This window comes from Micromonospora cynarisoli (assembly GCF_030518815.1).
In the GTDB taxonomy this organism is placed as follows: Bacteria; Actinomycetota; Actinomycetes; order Mycobacteriales; family Micromonosporaceae; genus Micromonospora; species Micromonospora wenchangensis.
In genome coordinates this window covers 3,773,481-3,790,543 of sequence record NZ_CP130426.1, presented here as the reverse complement: position 1 = coordinate 3,790,543, position 17,063 = coordinate 3,773,481, and the positions used below count along the sequence as shown (strand labels likewise).

Annotated in this window: 15 protein-coding genes; 10 read left to right on the top strand and 5 right to left on the bottom strand. The window is 74.1% G+C overall.

Annotated elements, in window-relative coordinates; all coding sequences use genetic code 11:
* Window positions 1–64 precede the first annotated feature (64 nt).
* The 4 genes from Q2K16_RS16050 (at window position 65) to glmM (ending at window position 4,120) form a co-directional block, all read left to right on the top strand.
* Window positions 65–1,507: an MFS transporter gene (locus Q2K16_RS16050; RefSeq protein WP_302738331.1), complete on the top strand. Its 1,443-nt coding sequence runs from the start codon at window positions 65–67 to the stop codon at window positions 1,505–1,507.
* A gap of 211 nt (window positions 1,508–1,718) precedes the next feature.
* On the top strand, window positions 1,719–2,162 hold the full coding sequence (gene rplM, locus Q2K16_RS16045; protein WP_088647410.1) for a 50S ribosomal protein L13: 444 nt from the start codon (window positions 1,719–1,721) through the stop codon (window positions 2,160–2,162).
* Window positions 2,163–2,182: 20 nt separating this feature from the next.
* The gene (rpsI, locus tag Q2K16_RS16040; protein WP_302738327.1) at window positions 2,183–2,647 is read left to right on the top strand and encodes a 30S ribosomal protein S9; all 465 of its coding nucleotides are present in this window, start codon (window positions 2,183–2,185) and stop codon (window positions 2,645–2,647) included.
* A 117-nt stretch (window positions 2,648–2,764) separates the two neighbouring features.
* Window positions 2,765–4,120, top strand: a complete 1,356-nt coding sequence (gene glmM, locus Q2K16_RS16035; RefSeq protein ID WP_302738325.1) for a phosphoglucosamine mutase — start codon at window positions 2,765–2,767, stop codon at window positions 4,118–4,120.
* A gap of 34 nt (window positions 4,121–4,154) precedes the next feature.
* Here glmM and Q2K16_RS16030 read toward each other — a convergent pair whose 3' ends face one another.
* The gene (locus tag Q2K16_RS16030; RefSeq protein WP_302738323.1) at window positions 4,155–5,351 is read right to left on the bottom strand and encodes a pyridoxal phosphate-dependent aminotransferase; all 1,197 of its coding nucleotides are present in this window, start codon (window positions 5,349–5,351) and stop codon (window positions 4,155–4,157) included.
* A gap of 150 nt (window positions 5,352–5,501) precedes the next feature.
* The gene (locus Q2K16_RS16025; protein ID WP_302738322.1) at window positions 5,502–6,488 is read right to left on the bottom strand and encodes a hypothetical protein; all 987 of its coding nucleotides are present in this window, start codon (window positions 6,486–6,488) and stop codon (window positions 5,502–5,504) included.
* Window positions 6,489–6,718: 230 nt separating this feature from the next.
* On the opposite strand from Q2K16_RS16025, the gene glmS reads away from it, so the two are divergent.
* Window positions 6,719–8,632: a glutamine--fructose-6-phosphate transaminase (isomerizing) gene (gene glmS, locus Q2K16_RS16020; RefSeq protein ID WP_302738320.1), complete on the top strand. Its 1,914-nt coding sequence runs from the start codon at window positions 6,719–6,721 to the stop codon at window positions 8,630–8,632.
* Window positions 8,633–8,640: 8 nt separating this feature from the next.
* Here glmS and Q2K16_RS16015 read toward each other — a convergent pair whose 3' ends face one another.
* Both Q2K16_RS16015 and Q2K16_RS16010 read right to left on the bottom strand, forming a co-directional pair.
* Window positions 8,641–10,290: an alpha/beta hydrolase gene (locus Q2K16_RS16015; protein WP_302738318.1), complete on the bottom strand. Its 1,650-nt coding sequence runs from the start codon at window positions 10,288–10,290 to the stop codon at window positions 8,641–8,643.
* Window positions 10,287–10,583, bottom strand: coding sequence for a hypothetical protein (locus Q2K16_RS16010; protein ID WP_302738317.1), 297 nt, complete (start codon window positions 10,581–10,583; stop codon window positions 10,287–10,289). The genes Q2K16_RS16015 and Q2K16_RS16010 overlap by 4 nt, the downstream gene beginning before the upstream one ends.
* 252 nt (window positions 10,584–10,835) lie before the next feature.
* On the opposite strand from Q2K16_RS16010, the gene Q2K16_RS16005 reads away from it, so the two are divergent.
* The 5 genes from Q2K16_RS16005 to ung are packed head-to-tail and all read left to right on the top strand — an operon-like array spanning window position 10,836 to window position 15,815.
* A complete protein-coding gene (locus tag Q2K16_RS16005; RefSeq protein ID WP_302738316.1) occupies window positions 10,836–12,305 on the top strand; it encodes an NAD(P)H-hydrate dehydratase in 1,470 nt (489 codons plus the stop codon).
* A gap of 60 nt (window positions 12,306–12,365) precedes the next feature.
* Window positions 12,366–13,484 (top strand): alanine racemase, encoded by a 1,119-nt coding sequence (alr, locus tag Q2K16_RS16000; protein ID WP_302738314.1) that lies wholly within the window; start codon window positions 12,366–12,368, stop codon window positions 13,482–13,484.
* Window positions 13,481–14,578, top strand: coding sequence for an alpha/beta fold hydrolase (locus Q2K16_RS15995; protein ID WP_302738313.1), 1,098 nt, complete (start codon window positions 13,481–13,483; stop codon window positions 14,576–14,578). Before alr ends, Q2K16_RS15995 begins: the two co-directional genes overlap by 4 nt.
* Window positions 14,575–15,057 carry a tRNA (adenosine(37)-N6)-threonylcarbamoyltransferase complex ATPase subunit type 1 TsaE gene (tsaE, locus tag Q2K16_RS15990; protein ID WP_302738311.1) on the top strand — a complete coding sequence of 161 codons (483 nt, stop codon included), beginning with the start codon at window positions 14,575–14,577 and terminating at the stop codon, window positions 15,055–15,057. The genes Q2K16_RS15995 and tsaE overlap by 4 nt, the downstream gene beginning before the upstream one ends.
* 56 nt (window positions 15,058–15,113) lie before the next feature.
* A complete protein-coding gene (gene ung / locus Q2K16_RS15985; protein ID WP_302738310.1) occupies window positions 15,114–15,815 on the top strand; it encodes a uracil-DNA glycosylase in 702 nt (233 codons plus the stop codon).
* A 141-nt stretch (window positions 15,816–15,956) separates the two neighbouring features.
* On the opposite strand, the gene Q2K16_RS15980 is transcribed toward ung, so the two are convergent.
* Window positions 15,957–16,697: a helix-turn-helix domain-containing protein gene (locus Q2K16_RS15980; RefSeq protein ID WP_302738309.1), complete on the bottom strand. Its 741-nt coding sequence runs from the start codon at window positions 16,695–16,697 to the stop codon at window positions 15,957–15,959.
* Between the last annotated feature and the right edge of the window lie 366 nt (window positions 16,698–17,063).

The following is a 17,063-nucleotide window of genomic DNA, read 5'->3' as shown; positions in this document are numbered from 1 at the left end:
CGGGGCCACCACCGGGAAACCGGCTCTGCCTAACATCTCCTCATATCGATGAGGAGGAATCGTCGTGAGCTCGCTCGCCAGCAGCAGCAACTCCGCCGTCGACCCGCCGGCCGCCACCGACGCACCGCCGGAGACCGGCCCGTCGCCCGCCGTCGACCCGTCGCCCGCCCGGGGCGGCGGACGCCGGCACCGGCTCGACGACTGGCGTCCCGAGGACCCCACCTTCTGGCGGACGACCGGAGCGTCCGTCGCCCGCCGTAACCTCTGGGTGTCGATCTTCGCCGAGCACGTCGGCTTCTCGGTGTGGAGCCTCTGGTCGGTCACCGTGCTCTTCCTCGGCCCGGCGTACGGCATCGACCCGGCGGGCAAGTTCCTGCTCACCGCCGTACCGGCCGCGCTGGGGGCGGTGCTGCGGCTGCCGTACACCCTGGCCGTGGCCCGCTTCGGCGGGCGGAACTGGACCATCGTCAGCGCGCTGCTGCTGCTCGTGCCGGCGGTGCCGATGACGGTGCTGCTGGAGCCGGGGGTGTCCTACACCACGCTGATGGTGCTGGCCTGCCTGACCGGGGTCGGCGGGGGCAACTTCGCCTCGTCGATGGCGAACATCAACCTGTTCTTCCCCGACCGGCTCAAGGGTCGCGCGCTCGGGCTCAACGCCGGCGGCGGCAACCTCGGCGTACCGGCGGTGCAACTGGTCGGGCTGGCGGTGCTGGCCACCGCCGGGGCCGCGTACCCCCGGCTGGTGCCGGCGGTCTACCTGCCGCTGATCGTGCTGGCCGCGCTCGCCGCCGCCCGCTGGCTGGACAACATTCCCGACGCCCACAACGAGCCCGGCGCGCTGCGCGAGGCCGCCCGCGACCGGCACACCTGGGTGATGTCCCTGCTGTACGTGGGCACCTTCGGCTCGTTCATCGGCTTCGGTTTCGCCTTCGGTCAGGTGCTCCAGCTCCAGTTCGCCGAGCGTTTCCCCACCCCGGTCGACGCGGCCTGGCTGACCTTCCTCGGACCGTTGATCGGTTCGCTGATCCGCCCGGTCGGCGGGCAGCTCGCCGACCGGCTCGGCGGGGCCCGGGTGACCTTCTGGAACTTCGTCGCCATGGCCGTCGGCGCGAGCCTGGTGCTCTACGCCGCCCGGGAACGCTCGTTCCCGCTCTACCTGGCCGGGTTCCTGTCGCTGTTCGTCTTCTCCGGCATCGGCAACGGGTCCACGTACAAGATGATCCCGGCGATCTTCCGGGCCCGCGCCACGGCCGAGGCGGAGCTGACCGGCGACCCCGCCGCCGCGCAGCGCCGGGCCCGGCGGCTCTCCGGGGCCCTGATCGGCATCGCCGGGGCGGTCGGCGCCTCGGGCGGGGTGCTGGTGAACGTGGCCTTCCGGCAGTCCTTCCTCGCCTCCGGCAACGCCGACGCCGCCTATCTGGCCTTCATCGGGTGGTACGCGCTCTGCTTCGTGGTGACCTGGACGGTGTACCTGCGGCCCGGCCCGGGTAGGCTCACCGGGGTGTGACCCTGGTCATGCGACGAAATCGCAGGCCACGCCGGTCGACCCCCCGTTTTGACCAGCCGACGGGGCGGCGGGTATCGTTGCCTGCTGTTGTACGACATCCAGAGGCGTGCCGCTCAGGTACGCTTGGTCGTTCGTGCGCGCTGGTCCGGCCGGGAAGCCTCTGGTCACCTCGGCGCGCGACCCCAGACCGACGACGAGACAAGGTAGACCTGTGCGTACGTACAGCCCGAAGCCGGGTGAGATCGAGCGTCAGTGGCACGTTATCGACGCCTCTGATGTCGTGCTGGGCCGCCTGGCCACCCACGCCGCCACGCTGCTGCGCGGCAAGCACAAGCCGACTTTCGCGCCGCACGTCGACACGGGCGACTTCGTCGTCATCGTGAACGCGGGCAAGGTGGCGCTGACCGGCAACAAGCGGCAGACCAAGGTCGCCTATCGGCACTCCGGTTACCCGGGCGGCCTCAAGCAGGTCGGCTACGAGGAGCTGCTGACCAAGCGGCCCGAGCGGGCGATCGAGCTGGCCGTGAAGGGCATGCTCCCGCACAACAAGCTGGGCCGTCAGCTGATCAAGAAGCTGAAGGTCTACGCCGGTGCCGAGCACCCGCACCTGGCGCAGCAGCCGGTGCCGTTCGAGATCAAGCAGATCGCGCAGTGAGCGAGGGCGAAGGAAACAGCATGACCGACATCACCGAGACCGAGGTTGCCCCCGAGGCCACCGAGGCCCCCGCGCCCGTCGCCCGCGCGCCGCGTGGTGACCGACCGATCCAGACCGTCGGCCGCCGCAAGGAGGCCATCGTCCGGGTCCGCATCGTCCCCGGCAGCGGCAAGATCACCTGCAACGGCCGGGAGCTTGAGGCCTACTTCCCGAGCAAGGTGCACCAGCAGCTCATCAAGGACCCGCTGGTGACCGCCGAGAAGGCCGAGGCGTTCGACGTCATCGCCAACCTGCGGGGCGGCGGCACCACCGGCCAGGCCGGTGCGCTGCGGCTGGCCATCGCCCGCGCGCTGATCGTCAGCGAGCCGGACGACCGCCCGGCCCTGAAGAAGGCCGGCTTCCTCACCCGGGACGCCCGGGTCAAGGAGAGCAAGAAGTACGGTCTCAAGAAGGCCCGTAAGGCGCCTCAGTACTCGAAGCGCTGATCACCGACAGCGCGTTGTACTTCTGACGGACGGCCGGGTCCGCCTCCCCCCACCGGGGAGGTGGCCCGGCCGTTCCGCTTTCTCCACTCATCGCAGTCGCACCGGAGGTTGGCGGGTATGGGTCGGTTGTTCGGCACGGACGGCGTACGCGGGCGGGCGAACGTCGACCTCACCCCGGAACTGGCGCTCGCGGTGGCAGTTGCCGCCGCGCACACTCTTGCCGAGTCGGACCGCAGCCACCCGCCACTGGCCGTCGTCGGCCGGGACACCCGGGCCAGCGGCGAGATGCTGGAGGCCGCAGTGGTCGCCGGCCTCACCAGCGCCGGGGCCAGCGTCGTCCGGGTCGGCGTGCTGCCCACCCCCGCCGTGGCGTTCCTGACCGCCGAGGCCAAGGCCGACCTGGGCGTGATGCTCTCCGCCTCGCACAACCCGATGCCGGACAACGGGATCAAACTCTTCGCCGCGGGCGGGCACAAGCTGCCCGACGAGATCGAGCTGCGGATCGAGGCGGCCGTCGAGGCCAACGCCACCACCGCCTGGGACCGGCCGGTCGGTGCCGGCGTCGGCCGGGTGCACGACCTGCTCGACGGCGCCGACCACTACGTGCAGCACCTCGTGGGCACCGTGCCGCACCGCCTCGACGGGATCAAGGTGGTGGTCGACTGCGCCAACGGCGCCGCCGCCGAGGTCGCCCCGGTCGCGTACCGGGAGGCGGGCGCCGAGGTCATCGCGATCCACGCCGAGCCGGACGGTCTCAACATCAACGACGAGTGCGGCTCCAACCACCTCGACGGCCTGCGGGCCGCCGTGGTCGAGCACGGCGCACACCTGGGCCTCGCCCACGACGGCGACGCCGACCGCTGCGTCGCGGTCGACGCCCACGGCGAGGAGGTCGACGGCGACGAGCTGATGGCGATCCTCGCGCTGGCCCTGCGCGACGCCGGCGAGCTGACCCGGGACACCCTGGTCGCCACCGTGATGAGCAACCTCGGCCTGCGGCTGGCCATGTCCGCGCAGGGCATCCGGCTGGTCGAGACCAAGGTCGGCGACCGGTACGTGCTGGAGGAGCTGCGCGCCTCCGGCCTCGCCCTCGGCGGCGAGCAGAGCGGTCACCTCGTCATGCCCGCGCACGCCACCACCGGCGACGGGGTGCTCACCGGCCTGCACCTGATGGCCCGGATGGCCGCCACCGGCCGCTCCCTGGCCGAGCTGGCCTCGGTGGTGACCAAGCTGCCGCAGGTGCTGATCAACGTGCCGGTCGGCGACCGTACCGTCGGTGCCACCGCGCCCGCCGTCGCGGCCGAGGTCGAACGGGCCGAGGCCGAGCTGGGGGAGACCGGTCGGGTGCTGCTGCGCCCGTCGGGCACCGAACCGCTGGTCCGGGTGATGGTCGAGGCCGGCACCGAGGAGACCGCCCGGTCGGTGGCCGAACGGATCGCCGAGCAGGTCCGCACCGCCAGCCCCGCCGGCTGACCGACCCCGGTCCGCCGTCCGCCGGCCCCGCCGGTCAGCGCGCGGTGGCCAGGGCGCGTAGCCGGTCGACCGCCTCGGTCAGCACCTCGGGGCGCTTGCAGAAGGCGAACCGGACCAGCCGGCGGCCGGCCTCGGCGTCGTCGTAGAAGACCTGGGTGGGCACCGCCACCACGCCGCAGCGTTCCGGCAGGGAACGGCAGAACTCCAACCCGTCCCGCCCGCCGAGGCCGGTGATGTCGGCGGTGACGAAGTACGTCCCCTCCGGGGTGAGCACCGTGAAACCGGCGTCGGTCAGGCCACCGATCAGCAGGTCCCGCTGCCGTTGGAGGCTGTCGCGGAAGCCGGTGTAGTAGTCGTCGGGCAGGGCCAGCGCCACGGCGACCGCCGGTTGCAGCGGCGCGGCGTTGACGTAGGTGAGGAACTGCTTGACCCGCAGCACCGCTGAGACCAGCGGGGCGGGCCCGCTGACCCAGCCCACCTTCCAGCCGGTGCAGGAGAAGGTCTTGCCGGCCGACGAGATGCGCAGGGTGCGTTCCCACATGCCCGGCAGGGTGGCCAGCGGCAGGTGCGTGCCGGCGGCGTCGGTGAAGACGAGGTGCTCGTACACCTCGTCGGTGACCGCGTACACGTCGTGTTCCCGGCAGAGGTCGGCGACCAGGGTCAGCTCCGGTGCGGTGAAGACCTTCCCGGTCGGGTTGTGCGGCGAGTTCAGCAGCACCAGCCGGGTACGCGGCCCGAACGCGGCCCGCAGCTCGTCCGGATCGAAGGCGTACCGGCCGTCGTCGCCCGGGCGCAGCGTCACCGGCCGCCGTACCGCCCCGGCCAGGGCGACCGACGCCGCGTACGAGTCGTAGTACGGCTCGAAGCAGATCACCTCGTCACCCGGCTCGCAGAGCGCGAGGATGCTGGCGGCGATCGCCTCGGTCGCCCCGGCGGTGACGATCACCTCGCCGTCCGGGTCGTACGTCAGGCCGTGGAAGCGGAGCTGGTGCTCGGCGACGGCCCGGCGCAGCACGGGCACCCCCGGGCCGGGCGGGTACTGGTTGTGCCCGGAGCGCAGTGCCTCGGCGGCGGCGGCCAGCATCTCCGGTGGCCCGTCGGTGTCCGGGAAGCCCTGGCCCAGGTTGACCGCACCGGTCCGGACGGCGAGCGCGGACATCTCCGCGAAGACGGTCGTCCCGAACGGACGCATCCGGGCCACCAGCGGGTCGACATCGGTAGGCGTCGTCACGCCCGTCAGCCTACGGCCCGCGACCGCTCCTGCCACCAGGGCTCGGCACCGCCTTACCGCCCCTGATCCGGCTGGCCGCCCCTGATCCGGCTGGCTGCATCGAGCCGGCGTCTTCCACCGATCCGGCCTGCCGGCGCTGGCCCGGCATGGTCAGCGGATCGGGTTGGCGTGGCACTGCACCCGCCAGTCGTCCGGACCTGCCACGTCGGTGACCCGGGGCCGGTTGCCGACGGTGGTGGCGCACCGGAACCCGCCCGGGTTGCCGTCGGAGCGGGCGGCGCTGACCAGCACCCGGTTCGGATCGTCGGTACGTAGCTCCATCCGCCAGGGCAGCCGTACCCTCTCCTGCTGGATGAAGTAGCCGTCGCCGTCGTAGAACTGGAGGTCCACCGGGCCGGTGCCGGTCACCTCGTACGTCACCGGGTACCGGCCGGGGCCGTCGGCCGGTCGGGTGGCGGGTGCGGACGGTTGGAAGGGCTGCGGCGGGCTCCAGCTCGGCTCGGGTTCGTCGTCGTAGTAGCCCCGGCCGTAGGGGTCCTCGGTCGCCGCGTCCGGCCCGGTCCCGCCCAGCAGGATGCCCCCACCGCAGAAGCAGGCGCAGCCGACGAGGACGAGCACCACGACCACGGCGACCACGATGCCCACCACCGCACCGGCGCCGGTGGAGGTCCGTCCGCCCGGCGGCGGGTACCCGGGGTGGGCGAACGGCGGTGGATAACCCGGCGGCGGCCAGCCGTGACCGGGCGGCCCACCGGGCCAGCCGGCGGCGGGCGGCCCGTCGGGGATTCCGGGCGGTCCGCCGGGCCAGGCGGCACCGGGGGCCGGACCGGGCCGGTCGCTACCGGGCCAGCCGGGGTAGGTGGTGCCGGCGGGGTCGGTGGTCGGGTCGGGTGCCGACCCGTGGGCCCAGGGGCCGGGGGCCGCCCAGGGCTGCGGGACCGCGAGCGGGTCCGGGGGTGCCCACGCGGACGGACCCGGGGTGCCGGTGGGCCAGGGGGCCGGGCTGCCGGAGGCCGGAGGCGTCGGGTCGCCGACGGCAGGAGCGGGATCGCCGACCGCAGGGGTGGAACCGCCGGTTGCCGGAGCGGGGTCGCCGGGTGAGGGCGCGGGATCGCCGGGGGGTGGCGTGTCGGACATGACTGCTCCGGGGACGGAAGGGGAGGAAAGGGGTGTGCGGGCCGTCCCAGGGACGTTCCAGGGTCGCCGAGAGACTGTCGTACCGACGGGCCGGCCGCAACCCCGTACGGCCGCACGGGTGGGACGGTCGTCCGGTTGCCACCCGTCACCGCCCGATCGCTCAAATTCGGTGATCGTTTGCCCGGCTTCTGCGCACACGAGGTGAGCGAAACTGGGTTAGGCTGCGAACCATGTGTGGAATCGTGGGTTACGCCGGCGCGCGCCCGGCGCTCGGCATCGTGCTCGACGGATTGCGGCGGCTGGAATACCGGGGGTACGACTCGGCCGGGGTCGCGATCGTCTGCGACGACGAGCTGCTCACCGAGAAGAAGGCCGGCAAGCTGGCCAACCTGGAGAAGGTCCTCTCCGAGCGGGCCGCCACCAACCCCGACGACTGCGCCGCCAGCCCGGTCGGCATCGGCGACGGGACCACCGGCATCGGCCACACCCGGTGGGCCACCCACGGCGGCCCGACCGACCGTAACGCCCACCCGCACCTGGCCCCCGACGGCCGGGTCGCCGTGATCCACAACGGCATCATCGAGAACTTCGCCAAGCTCCGCGCCGAGCTGGAGGACGACGGCGTCCAGTTCACCAGCGACACCGACACCGAGTGCGCCGCCCACCTGCTCTCCCACGCGCTCGCCGAGCTGCGGGCGGCCGGTGGCACCGACGGCCCGCAGCTGCTCGCCGCCGCGATGCGGGTGGTGTGCCGCCGGTTGGAGGGCGCGTTCACCCTGCTCGCCGTTGACGCCGCCATCCCGGGCGCGGTGGTCGGCGCCCGGCGCAACTCGCCGCTGGTGGTGGGTCGGGGCGACGGGGAGAACTACCTGGCCAGTGACGTCGCGGCGTTCATCGAGCACACCCGCGAGGCGGTCGAGCTGGGGCAGGACCAGATCGTCCTGATCACCGCCGACAGCATCGAGATCACCGACTTCGACGGCCAGCCGGCCACCGGCAAGGACTTCCACATCGACTGGGACTCCTCGGCCGCCGAGAAGGGTGGTTACGACTGGTTCATGCTCAAGGAGATCGAGGAGCAGCCGCAGGCCATCGCGGACACCCTGCTCGGCCGGCTCACCGAGACCGGGGAGATCGCCCTCGACGAGGTCCGCCTCAGCGACCAGGATCTGCGCGACGTTGACAAGATCTTCATCGTGGCCTGCGGCACGGCGTACCACTCCGGCATGGTCGCCAAGTACGCCATCGAGCACTGGACCCGCATCCCCTGCGAGGTGGAACTGGCCAGCGAGTTCCGCTACCGCGACCCGGTGCTCGACCGGTCCACCCTGATCGTGGTGATCTCGCAGTCCGGCGAGACGATGGACACCCTGATGGCGTTGCGGCACGCCAAGGAGCAGAAGGCCCGGGTGCTGGCCATCTGCAACACCAACGGCTCCACCATTCCGCGCGAGTCCGACGCGGTGCTCTACACCCACGGCGGCCCGGAGATCGCCGTCGCCTCGACCAAGGCGTTCCTCACCCAACTGGTCGCCTGCTACCTGATCGGCCTGCACCTGGCCCAGGTACGCGGGATCAAGTTCGCCGACGAGGTCGGCGCGGTGGTGGCCCAGCTCCAGGAGATGCCGGGCAAGCTGCGGGAACTGCTGGGCCGCATCGAGCCGGTGCGGGAGCTGGCCCGGGAGCTGAAGTCGGAGCCGACGGTGCTGTTCATCGGTCGGCACGTCGGCTACCCGGTGGCCCTGGAGGGTGCCCTCAAGCTCAAGGAACTGGCGTACATGCACGCCGAGGGGTTCGCCGCCGGTGAGCTGAAGCACGGCCCGATCGCCCTCATCGACAAGGGCACCCCGGTGATCTGCGTGGTGCCGTCGCCGGTCGGCCGGGGGATGCTGCACGACAAGGTCGTCTCCAACATCCAGGAGGTCCGGGCCCGGGGCGCCCGGACCATCGTGGTCGCCGAGGAGGGCGACGAGGCGGTGGTCCGCTACGCCGACCACCTGATCTACGTGCCGCGTACGCCGACCCTGCTCGCGCCGCTGGTCACCACCGTGCCGTTGCAGGTGTTCGCGGCCGAGATCGCCGCCGCCCGGGGGCACGACGTGGACCAGCCGCGCAACCTGGCGAAGTCGGTCACCGTCGAGTAGGACGTCGTTCACCGGCCGAGCACGATCCGGGCCATCCCGTCCAGGGCTGGGTTGTCGGGCTCCCAGTAGCCGGTGTGGCCGCCCCGGCCGCTGGGGAAGGTCCGGCCGCCGAAGCCCGGATCGCTCGGGTCGTGCCCGAACCACAGCCGGTGGTCGTCCGGGCGGAGCAGCGAGGCGGCGCTGGCCAGCGGCGAGGTGGCCAGCACCGCCCGCCCGGCCAGGTCGCGGGGCGGCTCGACCAACCGGATCACGTCGTCGCCGGCGGTGCTCGACCAGACCTGCCCCGGTGGCAGGCCGAGCGCCCCGGCCCGGTCCACCCCCACCCCCGGTGACCCGACGAAGGCCAACGCGTCGGCGGCCAACCCGTGGTCGCGGGCGGCGCTGCCCACCACCAGCGAGCCGTAGCTGTGCCCCAGCACGGTCTGCCGGGCCGCCGGCCCCTCGTGGGTGGCGCGCAGCCCCTCCTGGAAGCGGTGCAGGCCGGGCCCGGCGTCCCGGGCCTGGGCCGGTGAGGACGCCTCGGCCAGGAAGTCGGGGGCGTCGTAGTCCAGCCAGAGCACCGCCGCCGTCTCCTCACCGGGGGCGAGAGCGGTGCACCGGTCCTGCACCCGGGCGGCCCGGCCCAACTCGCCTGGGACGTCGGCGAGGTCGCTCGTCATCCCCGGCACGTAGGTCAGCACCCGGTGGGCCCGGTCCGGGTTGCCCAGCGCGACGATCGCCCGGCCGTCGCCGCGCGGATCGAGCCCGAGCAGGTACGGGCGGGGTCCCGTCGTCCCGGCGAGCCGCCCGGCGAGCCCGTCCAGGGCGGCCAGCGCCCGGTCGATCCGGCGCAGTCCGGAGCGCCCGCCCGACCCGCTGGCCGACAACGCCCGGCGTTCGGCCAGGAGGGCCTCCCGGTGCCCGGCCAGCAGCAGCCGGTTCGCCTGGTCCCGGGCTGCCGCTGGCACCCCGTCACGCGGTCCGATCCGGGCCGGTTCGTGCAGCACCAGCCAGCGCCGCTGGGCCGGGGTGAGGCCGTCCCACCAGGCGCGGACCGCAGCCGGGGTGGCATCGCCGGCCGGCCGGCCCGGTGGTGGCCGCTCCACCCAGCCGGTGCGGGCCGCCCCGGTCAACTCGGCCAGCCGGCCGGCGGCCTCCCGGTCGGCCACGTCGGCCAGCGTCAGCGCCTCCCGCAGCGCCGCCGCCACCTGGGCCACCGCCGCCGGCGACCCCACCCCGCCGCCGTTCCCGGCACCGCCCGCCGGGGCGGGGCGCGCACCCGTCCCGGCCGGTAGCACACCCGACTCGGGGCCGCGCCAGGTCGGGGGGACCGCCCGCAGTCCACCGTGCCTGTCGACCGCCACGCCGGTACGGTCGGCCAGCGCCACCGCCTCGGCGAGCCGGGCCTTGGCCACCCGCAGCCGACCGGCGAACTCGGCGAGCACCTGATCGATCTCGACCAGCGCCGGCAGGATGGTGCCCAACTCCGCGCGTAGCCCGTCGAGCCGGCCACCGGCCCTGCTGGCCGCCCCGCCCGACCAGCCCGTCCGCAGCATCGCCGCCCGCTCGGCCAGCCCGGACCGCCGTCGCGCGACAGACGCGTCCAGCCCGCGCCAGGTCACCCCCGCCGCCGCCCAGTCGCCGGGGGAGGCGGCCCAGAGCTGGGCGTACCCGATCATCGGGGTCGACCGGCCAGCCGCCCGGCGGCCCGGTCGTCGGCCGCCGCGTACGCCTCGGCGGCGGCCCGCAGCGCGGTACCGGTCTCGGCGACCCGTACGCCGAGCACCCCGTGCCAGGCGTGCACCGCCGACTCCAGCCCGGCGAGCGCGGACCCGGCCCGCCAACCCGGCGCGGACAACACCAACCCGGGGTGACCTGCCAGCCCCCGGGCCAGCGCGTACGCCTCGTCGGCCAGCCCGCCGGCCGCCGCCCGCAGCACCGGCAGGTCGACCCGCACCGGCTCGTCAGTCATCGTCTCTCTCCCGCCCCTCGCCCGGCTCGCCGCCGTGACCGTGCCGCCGACGCTAGGTGGCCGGCCGGCACTCCGGCGGGCCCTGTGGACGACGGGCGGCGGTCGTACCCTCGGGTTGTCCACAGGTCTTGCCGGCTGCGCCGCCGGTGGCTAATCTGCCGTCCCCGCCGCCGGTAGGGTGATCCCGACCACGGTGGACGCGCCCGACCGGGACGGCTGGGACGGCCGGTCGGCGGCGAAGGCGGGGGTGGCATGAGATCGGTGTGGCGGGTGTCGGACGTACGCGCGGCGGAGGTCGGCCTGATGGCCACCGTGCCCCCCGGGACGCTCATGCAGCGGGCGGCGGCCGGGCTGGCCCGGCGCTGCGCCCTGCTGCTCGCCGAGCGGGGCGGGGTGTACGGCGCACGGGTGCTGCTGCTGGTCGGCACCGGCGACAACGGCGGCGACGCGCTGTACGCCGGTGAGCGGCTGGCCCGCCGGGGCGCCCAGGTCGCCGTGCTGCCTACCGCCCCCGGGCGGGCGCACGCCGACGGTCTGGCGGCGCTGCGGGCCGCCGGGGGACGGCTGGTCGACGCCCCGCCCGCCACGGTCGACCTGGTGCTCGACGGGATCGTCGGGATCGGCGGCACCGGCGGGTTGCGGGACGCCGCCGACGAACTCGTCGCCGGCCTGTCCGGGCTGCGGGGCCGCGACGGCGGCCGGGCCACCGTCGTCGCGGTGGACGTGCCCAGCGGGGTGGCGGTGGACACCGGGGACGTGCCGACGGACGGGTCGGGCCGGCCCCGCGCCGTGCGGGCCGACGTGACGGTGGCGTTCGGCGCGCTCAAGCCGGCCCTGGTGGTCGGCCCGGCGGCCCCGCTGGCCGGGCAGGTCGAACTGGTCGACATCGGGCTCGGGTCGTGGCTGCGCGGCACTCCCCTGCTGCGGGTCACCGAGTGGTCGGATGTGTGCGACTGGTGGCCCCGCACCGGCGCGTCCTCGGAGAAGTACCGCCGGGGCGTGGTCGGGGTGGCCACCGGGTCGCGGACCTACCCGGGGGCGGCGGTGCTCTCGGTGGGTGGCGCGCTGGCCGGCCCCACCGGGCTGGTCCGGTACGCCGGTGGCGCCCGCGACGAGGTGGTCCGGCAGCACCCGTCGGTGATCGCCACCGACCGGGTCGCCGGGGCGGGCCGGGTGCAGGCCTGGGTCTGCGGCTCCGGCCTGGGCACCGACGAGCAGGCTGGCGCGGAACTGCGCGCGGTGCTGGCCGCGCCGGTGCCTGTGGTGCTCGACGCGGACGCGCTGACCCTGCTGGTGGACGGCTCGCTCGCCGGTCGGCTGCGGGACCGGGACGCCCCGATCGTGGTCACCCCGCACGACCGGGAGTTCACCCGGCTGTGCGGCGAGGAACCGGGGGCCGACCGGGTCGCCGCCGCGCTGCGGCTGGCCGCCTGGATGAACGCGACGGTGCTGCTCAAGGGGGACCGTACGGTGGTCGGCACGCCGGACGGCCGGGCGTACGTCAACCCGACCGGCAGCCCCGCGCTGGCCACCGGGGGCACCGGGGACGTGCTGGCCGGGTTGCTCGGTTCGCTGCTCGCCGCCGGGCTGGCCCCGGAACGGGCGGCGGTCGTCGCGGCGTACCTGCACGGGCTGGCCGGGCGGGAGGCGGCCCGGAGCGGCCCGGTGACCGCGCCGGACGTGGTGGTCGCACTGCGTACGGTGGCGGCCCCGCTGCTCTGACCGGCGGTCCGGGTCGGCGTCCACCGACCCGGTGATCACCGACGCCAGTAGGCTGGGCGTATGTGGCAGGCCGAGGTGCGCGTCGATCTGGATGCGATCCGTCAGAACGTGGCCCGGCTCCGGTCGGGCACCAGCGCCGAGTTGATGGCCGTGGTGAAGGGCGACGGGTACGGCCACGGCATGGTCCCGTCGGCGCGGGCCGCCCTCGACGCGGGGGCGGACTGGCTGGGGGTGTGCACCCTCGACGAGGCGTTGACGCTGCGCCGGGCCGGGATCACCGTGCCGGTGCTGGCGTGGCTGCTCGACCCGGGGCTGCCCCTGCACGAGGGGGTGGCGGCCGGGGTGGACCTGGCCGCCGCGAGCCTGTCCCAGCTCGACGAGATGGTCGCGGCGGGGCGGGCCGCCGACCGGCCGGCCCGGCTGCACCTCAAGATCGACACCGGGCTGTCCCGGGGTGGCGCCACCGTCGCCGACTGGCCGGCCCTGCTGGAGGCTGCCGCGAAGGCCCAGGCCGACGGCCTGGTCGAGGTGGTCGGCGTGTGGAGCCACTTCGTGTACGCGGACTCGCCCGGCCACCCCACCACCGACCGGCAGTTGGCCGTCTTCCACGAGGGGCTGGCCATGGTCGAGCGGGCCGGGCTGCGCCCGCGCTACCGGCACCTGGCCAACTCGGCGGCCACCCTGACCCGGCCCGACACCCACTTCGACCTGGTCCGGCCCGGGATCGCCGTCTACGGGCTGTCGCCGATCGCCGGGCAGCAGTTCGGGCTGCGCCGGGCGATGACCGCGCGGGCCCGGGTGATGCTCGCCAAGCGGGTCCCCGCCGGCACCGGCGTGTCGTACGGGCACACCTACACCACGACCGAGGAGGCGAACCTGGCCGTGGTGCCGCTGGGCTACGCCGACGGGGTGCCCCGGCACGCCTCGAACGTCGGCCCGGTGCAGCTCGGCGGGAAGCGGCGGACCATCTCCGGCCGGGTCTGCATGGACCAGTTCGTGCTCGACTGCGGCGCGGACGAGGTGGCCGCCGGGGACGTGGCGACCCTGTTCGGCAGCGGCGACGACGGGATGCCCACCGCCGACGACTGGGCCGAGGCGGTCGGCACGATCAACTACGAGATCGTCACCCGGTTCGGCGGGGTCCGGGTGCCCCGGGTCTACGACGGGGCGCGCCCGTGAGCGCGGTCAGCCGGTTCCGGGTGCCCCGGCCGCGGAGTGCCGTGGGGCGGGTCGCCGGTGTGGTCGGGGCCGCGGTGGGGGTTGCCGCCGCCGGGCTGGCCGCCGGGGTGGCCACCGAACGGGCCCTGGTCCGCCGGCTCAAGGCCGACCCCGCCGACCCGTACGCCGGGGAGGATTTCGGCGAGCAGCGCCACGACGAGGCGTACCGGCTGGAGCTGCCGGACGGCACCGACATCCACGTCGAGGTGGTCGAGCCGACCCGGCCGGTGCCGGGGCGTCCGACGGTGGTGCTGGTGCACGGCTTCTGCCTGGACATGGGGACGTTCCACTTCCAGCGCAAGCTGCTCGCCGAGCGGGGCGACTACCGGATCGTCGCGTACGACCAGCCGGGGCACGGCCGGTCGGGACGGCTGGAGACCGGCGAGTACGACCTCGCCGCGCTCGGGCACACCCTGCGCGGGGTGATCGACCGCACCGCACCGGAGGGGCCGTTGGTGCTGGTCGGGCACTCGATGGGCGGGATGACCATCATGGCGTTCGCCGAGGCGTACCCGGAGTTGTTCGGTGACCGGGTGGTCGGCACGGTGCTGATGGCCACGTCGGGCGGGTTGCTGGCGGAGACGAAGCTGGTCGCGCCGGCCCTGCTCGGCCGGGTCGGCTCGCCTGTGCTGTTCATGATGAGCAACGCCACCCGGTACGGCGGGCTCGTGATCGACCGGGCCCGCAGGTCCACGTCCAACGTGGCCTGGCTGCTGACCCGCCGCTACGGCTTCGGCACGCCGAAACCGAGCCCGGCCCTGGTGTCGTACGTGGAGCGGATGAACTCCCGTACGTCTGCCGACACGGTGACCCGCTACCTGCGCACCCTGGCCACCCACTCCCGGTTTCCGGCGTTGGCCGCGCTGAGCGGCACACCGGTGCTGGTGGTGGTGGGCGACAAGGACATGATCACGCCGGTGGTCCACTCGGACGAGATCGTCCGCCGGCTGCCGCACGCCGAGTACCTCAAGATCCAGGACAGTGGGCACGTGGTGATGCTGGAACACGCCGACGAGGTCAACGCCGCGTTGGAACGCTTCCTGGAGGCGTTGTGACCGTGCGCGTCACGTTACCCACGGTCGAGGACACGCACGCCTTCGGCCGTCGGCTCGCCGGGGTGCTGCGCGCCGGTGACCTGCTGCTGCTCACCGGCCCGCTGGGGGCCGGCAAGACCGCCCTCACCCAGGGACTCGGTGCCGGCCTGGGGGTACGCGGCGACATCACCTCGCCGACCTTCGTGATCGCCCGGGTGCACCGGCCCGACCCGGTGCACGGCGGCACGGTGGCCCTGGTGCACGCCGACGCCTACCGGTTGGGTGACGCCGTCGACCCGCGTGCCGAGATCGACGACCTGGACCTGGACGCCTCGGTGGACGACTCGGTGACCGTGGTCGAGTGGGGCGAGGGGCTGGTCGAGCAGCTCGTCGACGCCCACCTGCGGGTACGCATCGACCGGCGCGACGACGACACCCGGTTGGTCGAGTTGGAGCCGGTGGGCGGGGACTGGGCGCGACGCCTGACCGCCCTGCGCTGAGGCTTGTCGTACCCGCTGCCTAGAGTGCCGGGGACTTCGTTTGTGAAAGGTTGCCGATGCCCGACGACACCCCCACCCTCGACCTGCTGGCGCTGTTGCCGGAGGCGTGGCGTGCCGTGCTCACCCCGCACCTGGACCCGGCCCGGACGGCGGCGCTGGCCGAGTTCGTCGCCCGCGAGTACGCCACCCAGACCGTCTTCCCGCCGTTGGAGGACCTCTTCTCCGCCTACCGGTTGTGCGGCCCGGAGCAGTGCCGGGTGCTGATCCTCGGACAGGACCCGTACCACAAGGCGGGGCAGGCGCACGGGCTGAGCTTCAGCGTGCGCGAGGGGGTGTCCGTGCCGCCGTCGCTGCGCAACGTCTTCAAGGAGTTGAGCGAGGACCTCGGTGTGCCCAAGCCGCGCAGCGGCAACCTGGACGGGTGGGCGGCGCAGGGTGTGCTGCTGCTCAACGCGGTGCTCACCGTCCGGCAGGCCAGCCCCGGTTCGCACGGCAACAAGGGGTGGGAGGAGTTCACCGACGCGACCATCCGCGCCCTGGACGCCCGGGACGAGCCGGTGGTCTTCCTGCTCTGGGGCGGCTACGCCCGCAAGAAGGCGGCCCTGGTCACCAACCCCCGGCACGTGGTGCTGGAGGCCGGTCACCCGAGCCCGATGAACCCGCGTGGGTTCCTCGGCAGCCGCCCGTTCAGCGCCACCAACAAGGCCCTCGCCGACGTCGGTCTGCCCCCGATCGACTGGGAGCGCTCGGCCGGCTGACCCGGCGGTCACCGTCCGCACCGCGCGCCGCCGGCTGACGTCGGCGGTGCGCGGTGGCCGCGTTCGGCGGCAGCGCGTGGTGGTGCGCCGCATCGTGGAGTGGTGGGGCGAGCACGGCGCTCGACATCGTCGGCGCGGTGCTCACGGCCCGGTCCGAGCGGCCGGGCCGACGTCCGGGGTACGGCCGTCGGCGGCGCGTTGCCGGTGCCGGCGCAGCAGCGCGGCGGCCCGCGGGTCGGTCAGCTCCACGGCGACCAGCGGGACTACCCGGTAGCTGCGCTCCCCGTGTCGCACCTCGATCGCCTCCGGGAACTCGTCGCACATCTGCGCGCGGATCTCGCCGTACCGGGTCGTCCAGTGGTGCTCGCCCGGCTCCTCCGGTTCCAGGTACAGGCCACCGAACTCACCCCACCTGGCGTTCCAGCGCTGCCCGTAGGCGGCGGTCAGCCAGGCGGTGAACCGGGCGGAGTCGCGCCACCGGACGGCGATCTCGACCGCGTCGGCCGGTACGGGCGCACCCTGGAGCAGCGCGGCGGTGCTGCCGGTCAGCAGGTGGGGCAGGTCGCCCAGCCGGTCGAGCAGCCGGTCCAGCCCCAGCTCGTCGATCCGGTCGGCGGGCGACCGTCCGACCAACACGTCCATCTCGGCGTCGAGGTGGCTGTCGAGCTGCTCGGCGGCGACGGCGAGTTGCCGACCTAGGGCGGCGAAGAGGCGCTCGACCAGGTCGAGGCTCGGCACCCGTTCACCGCGCTCGACCCGAGCCACCGCGCTCTGACTCGCGTCCGCCCGATCCGCCAGTTGCTGCTGGGTGAGCCGCTGCGCACCACGTTCCCGGCGGAGCAGCGCGGCGATCTCCGTGGCGAGTCGACTACTCTCCGACATCTCCAGATGATGATGTGCCGGCGGTGAGCGGTATGCCTGTGAGTCATAAATATGACTCACAGGCATACCGCGCTACGTCGGATACCACTCCCACCCCGGCCGGCTCCCCACCCGGCTGTCCGCCGGTGAGACCGAGGACTACGGAACGCCTGTCGAAGACCAGGAGCCGAGGCAGCACCGACAGCCGGACGAACAGGGGTGGGGGAGGGCGCAGTCGGGACCAAGGCAGGGGGCAGGGGACAGACCGAGAGTGACGCATGGACCTGGGACGGAACCGAGGGACTGTTCCGAGGCCGAAGCGTGGGGCCGGGACAGGGGGCGATTCCGAGGGCGAGGAGCGGGAAGAGCGCGGGCTCGGGTAGTGGG

Coding starts and splice junctions, on each gene's coding strand:
- glmS (WP_302738320.1), top strand. CDS start 6,719: ATGTGTGGAATCGTGGGTTACGCCGGCGCGCGCCCGGCGCTCGGCATC.
- Q2K16_RS16015 (WP_302738318.1), bottom strand. CDS start 10,290: ATGATCGGGTACGCCCAGCTCTGGGCCGCCTCCCCCGGCGACTGGGCG.
- Q2K16_RS16025 (WP_302738322.1), bottom strand. CDS start 6,488: ATGTCCGACACGCCACCCCCCGGCGATCCCGCGCCCTCACCCGGCGAC.
- Q2K16_RS15980 (WP_302738309.1), bottom strand. CDS start 16,697: ATGTCGGAGAGTAGTCGACTCGCCACGGAGATCGCCGCGCTGCTCCGC.
- ung (WP_302738310.1), top strand. CDS start 15,114: ATGCCCGACGACACCCCCACCCTCGACCTGCTGGCGCTGTTGCCGGAG.
- alr (WP_302738314.1), top strand. CDS start 12,366: ATGTGGCAGGCCGAGGTGCGCGTCGATCTGGATGCGATCCGTCAGAAC.
- glmM (WP_302738325.1), top strand. CDS start 2,765: ATGGGTCGGTTGTTCGGCACGGACGGCGTACGCGGGCGGGCGAACGTC.
- rpsI (WP_302738327.1), top strand. CDS start 2,183: ATGACCGACATCACCGAGACCGAGGTTGCCCCCGAGGCCACCGAGGCC.
- Q2K16_RS16010 (WP_302738317.1), bottom strand. CDS start 10,583: ATGACTGACGAGCCGGTGCGGGTCGACCTGCCGGTGCTGCGGGCGGCG.
- Q2K16_RS16005 (WP_302738316.1), top strand. CDS start 10,836: ATGAGATCGGTGTGGCGGGTGTCGGACGTACGCGCGGCGGAGGTCGGC.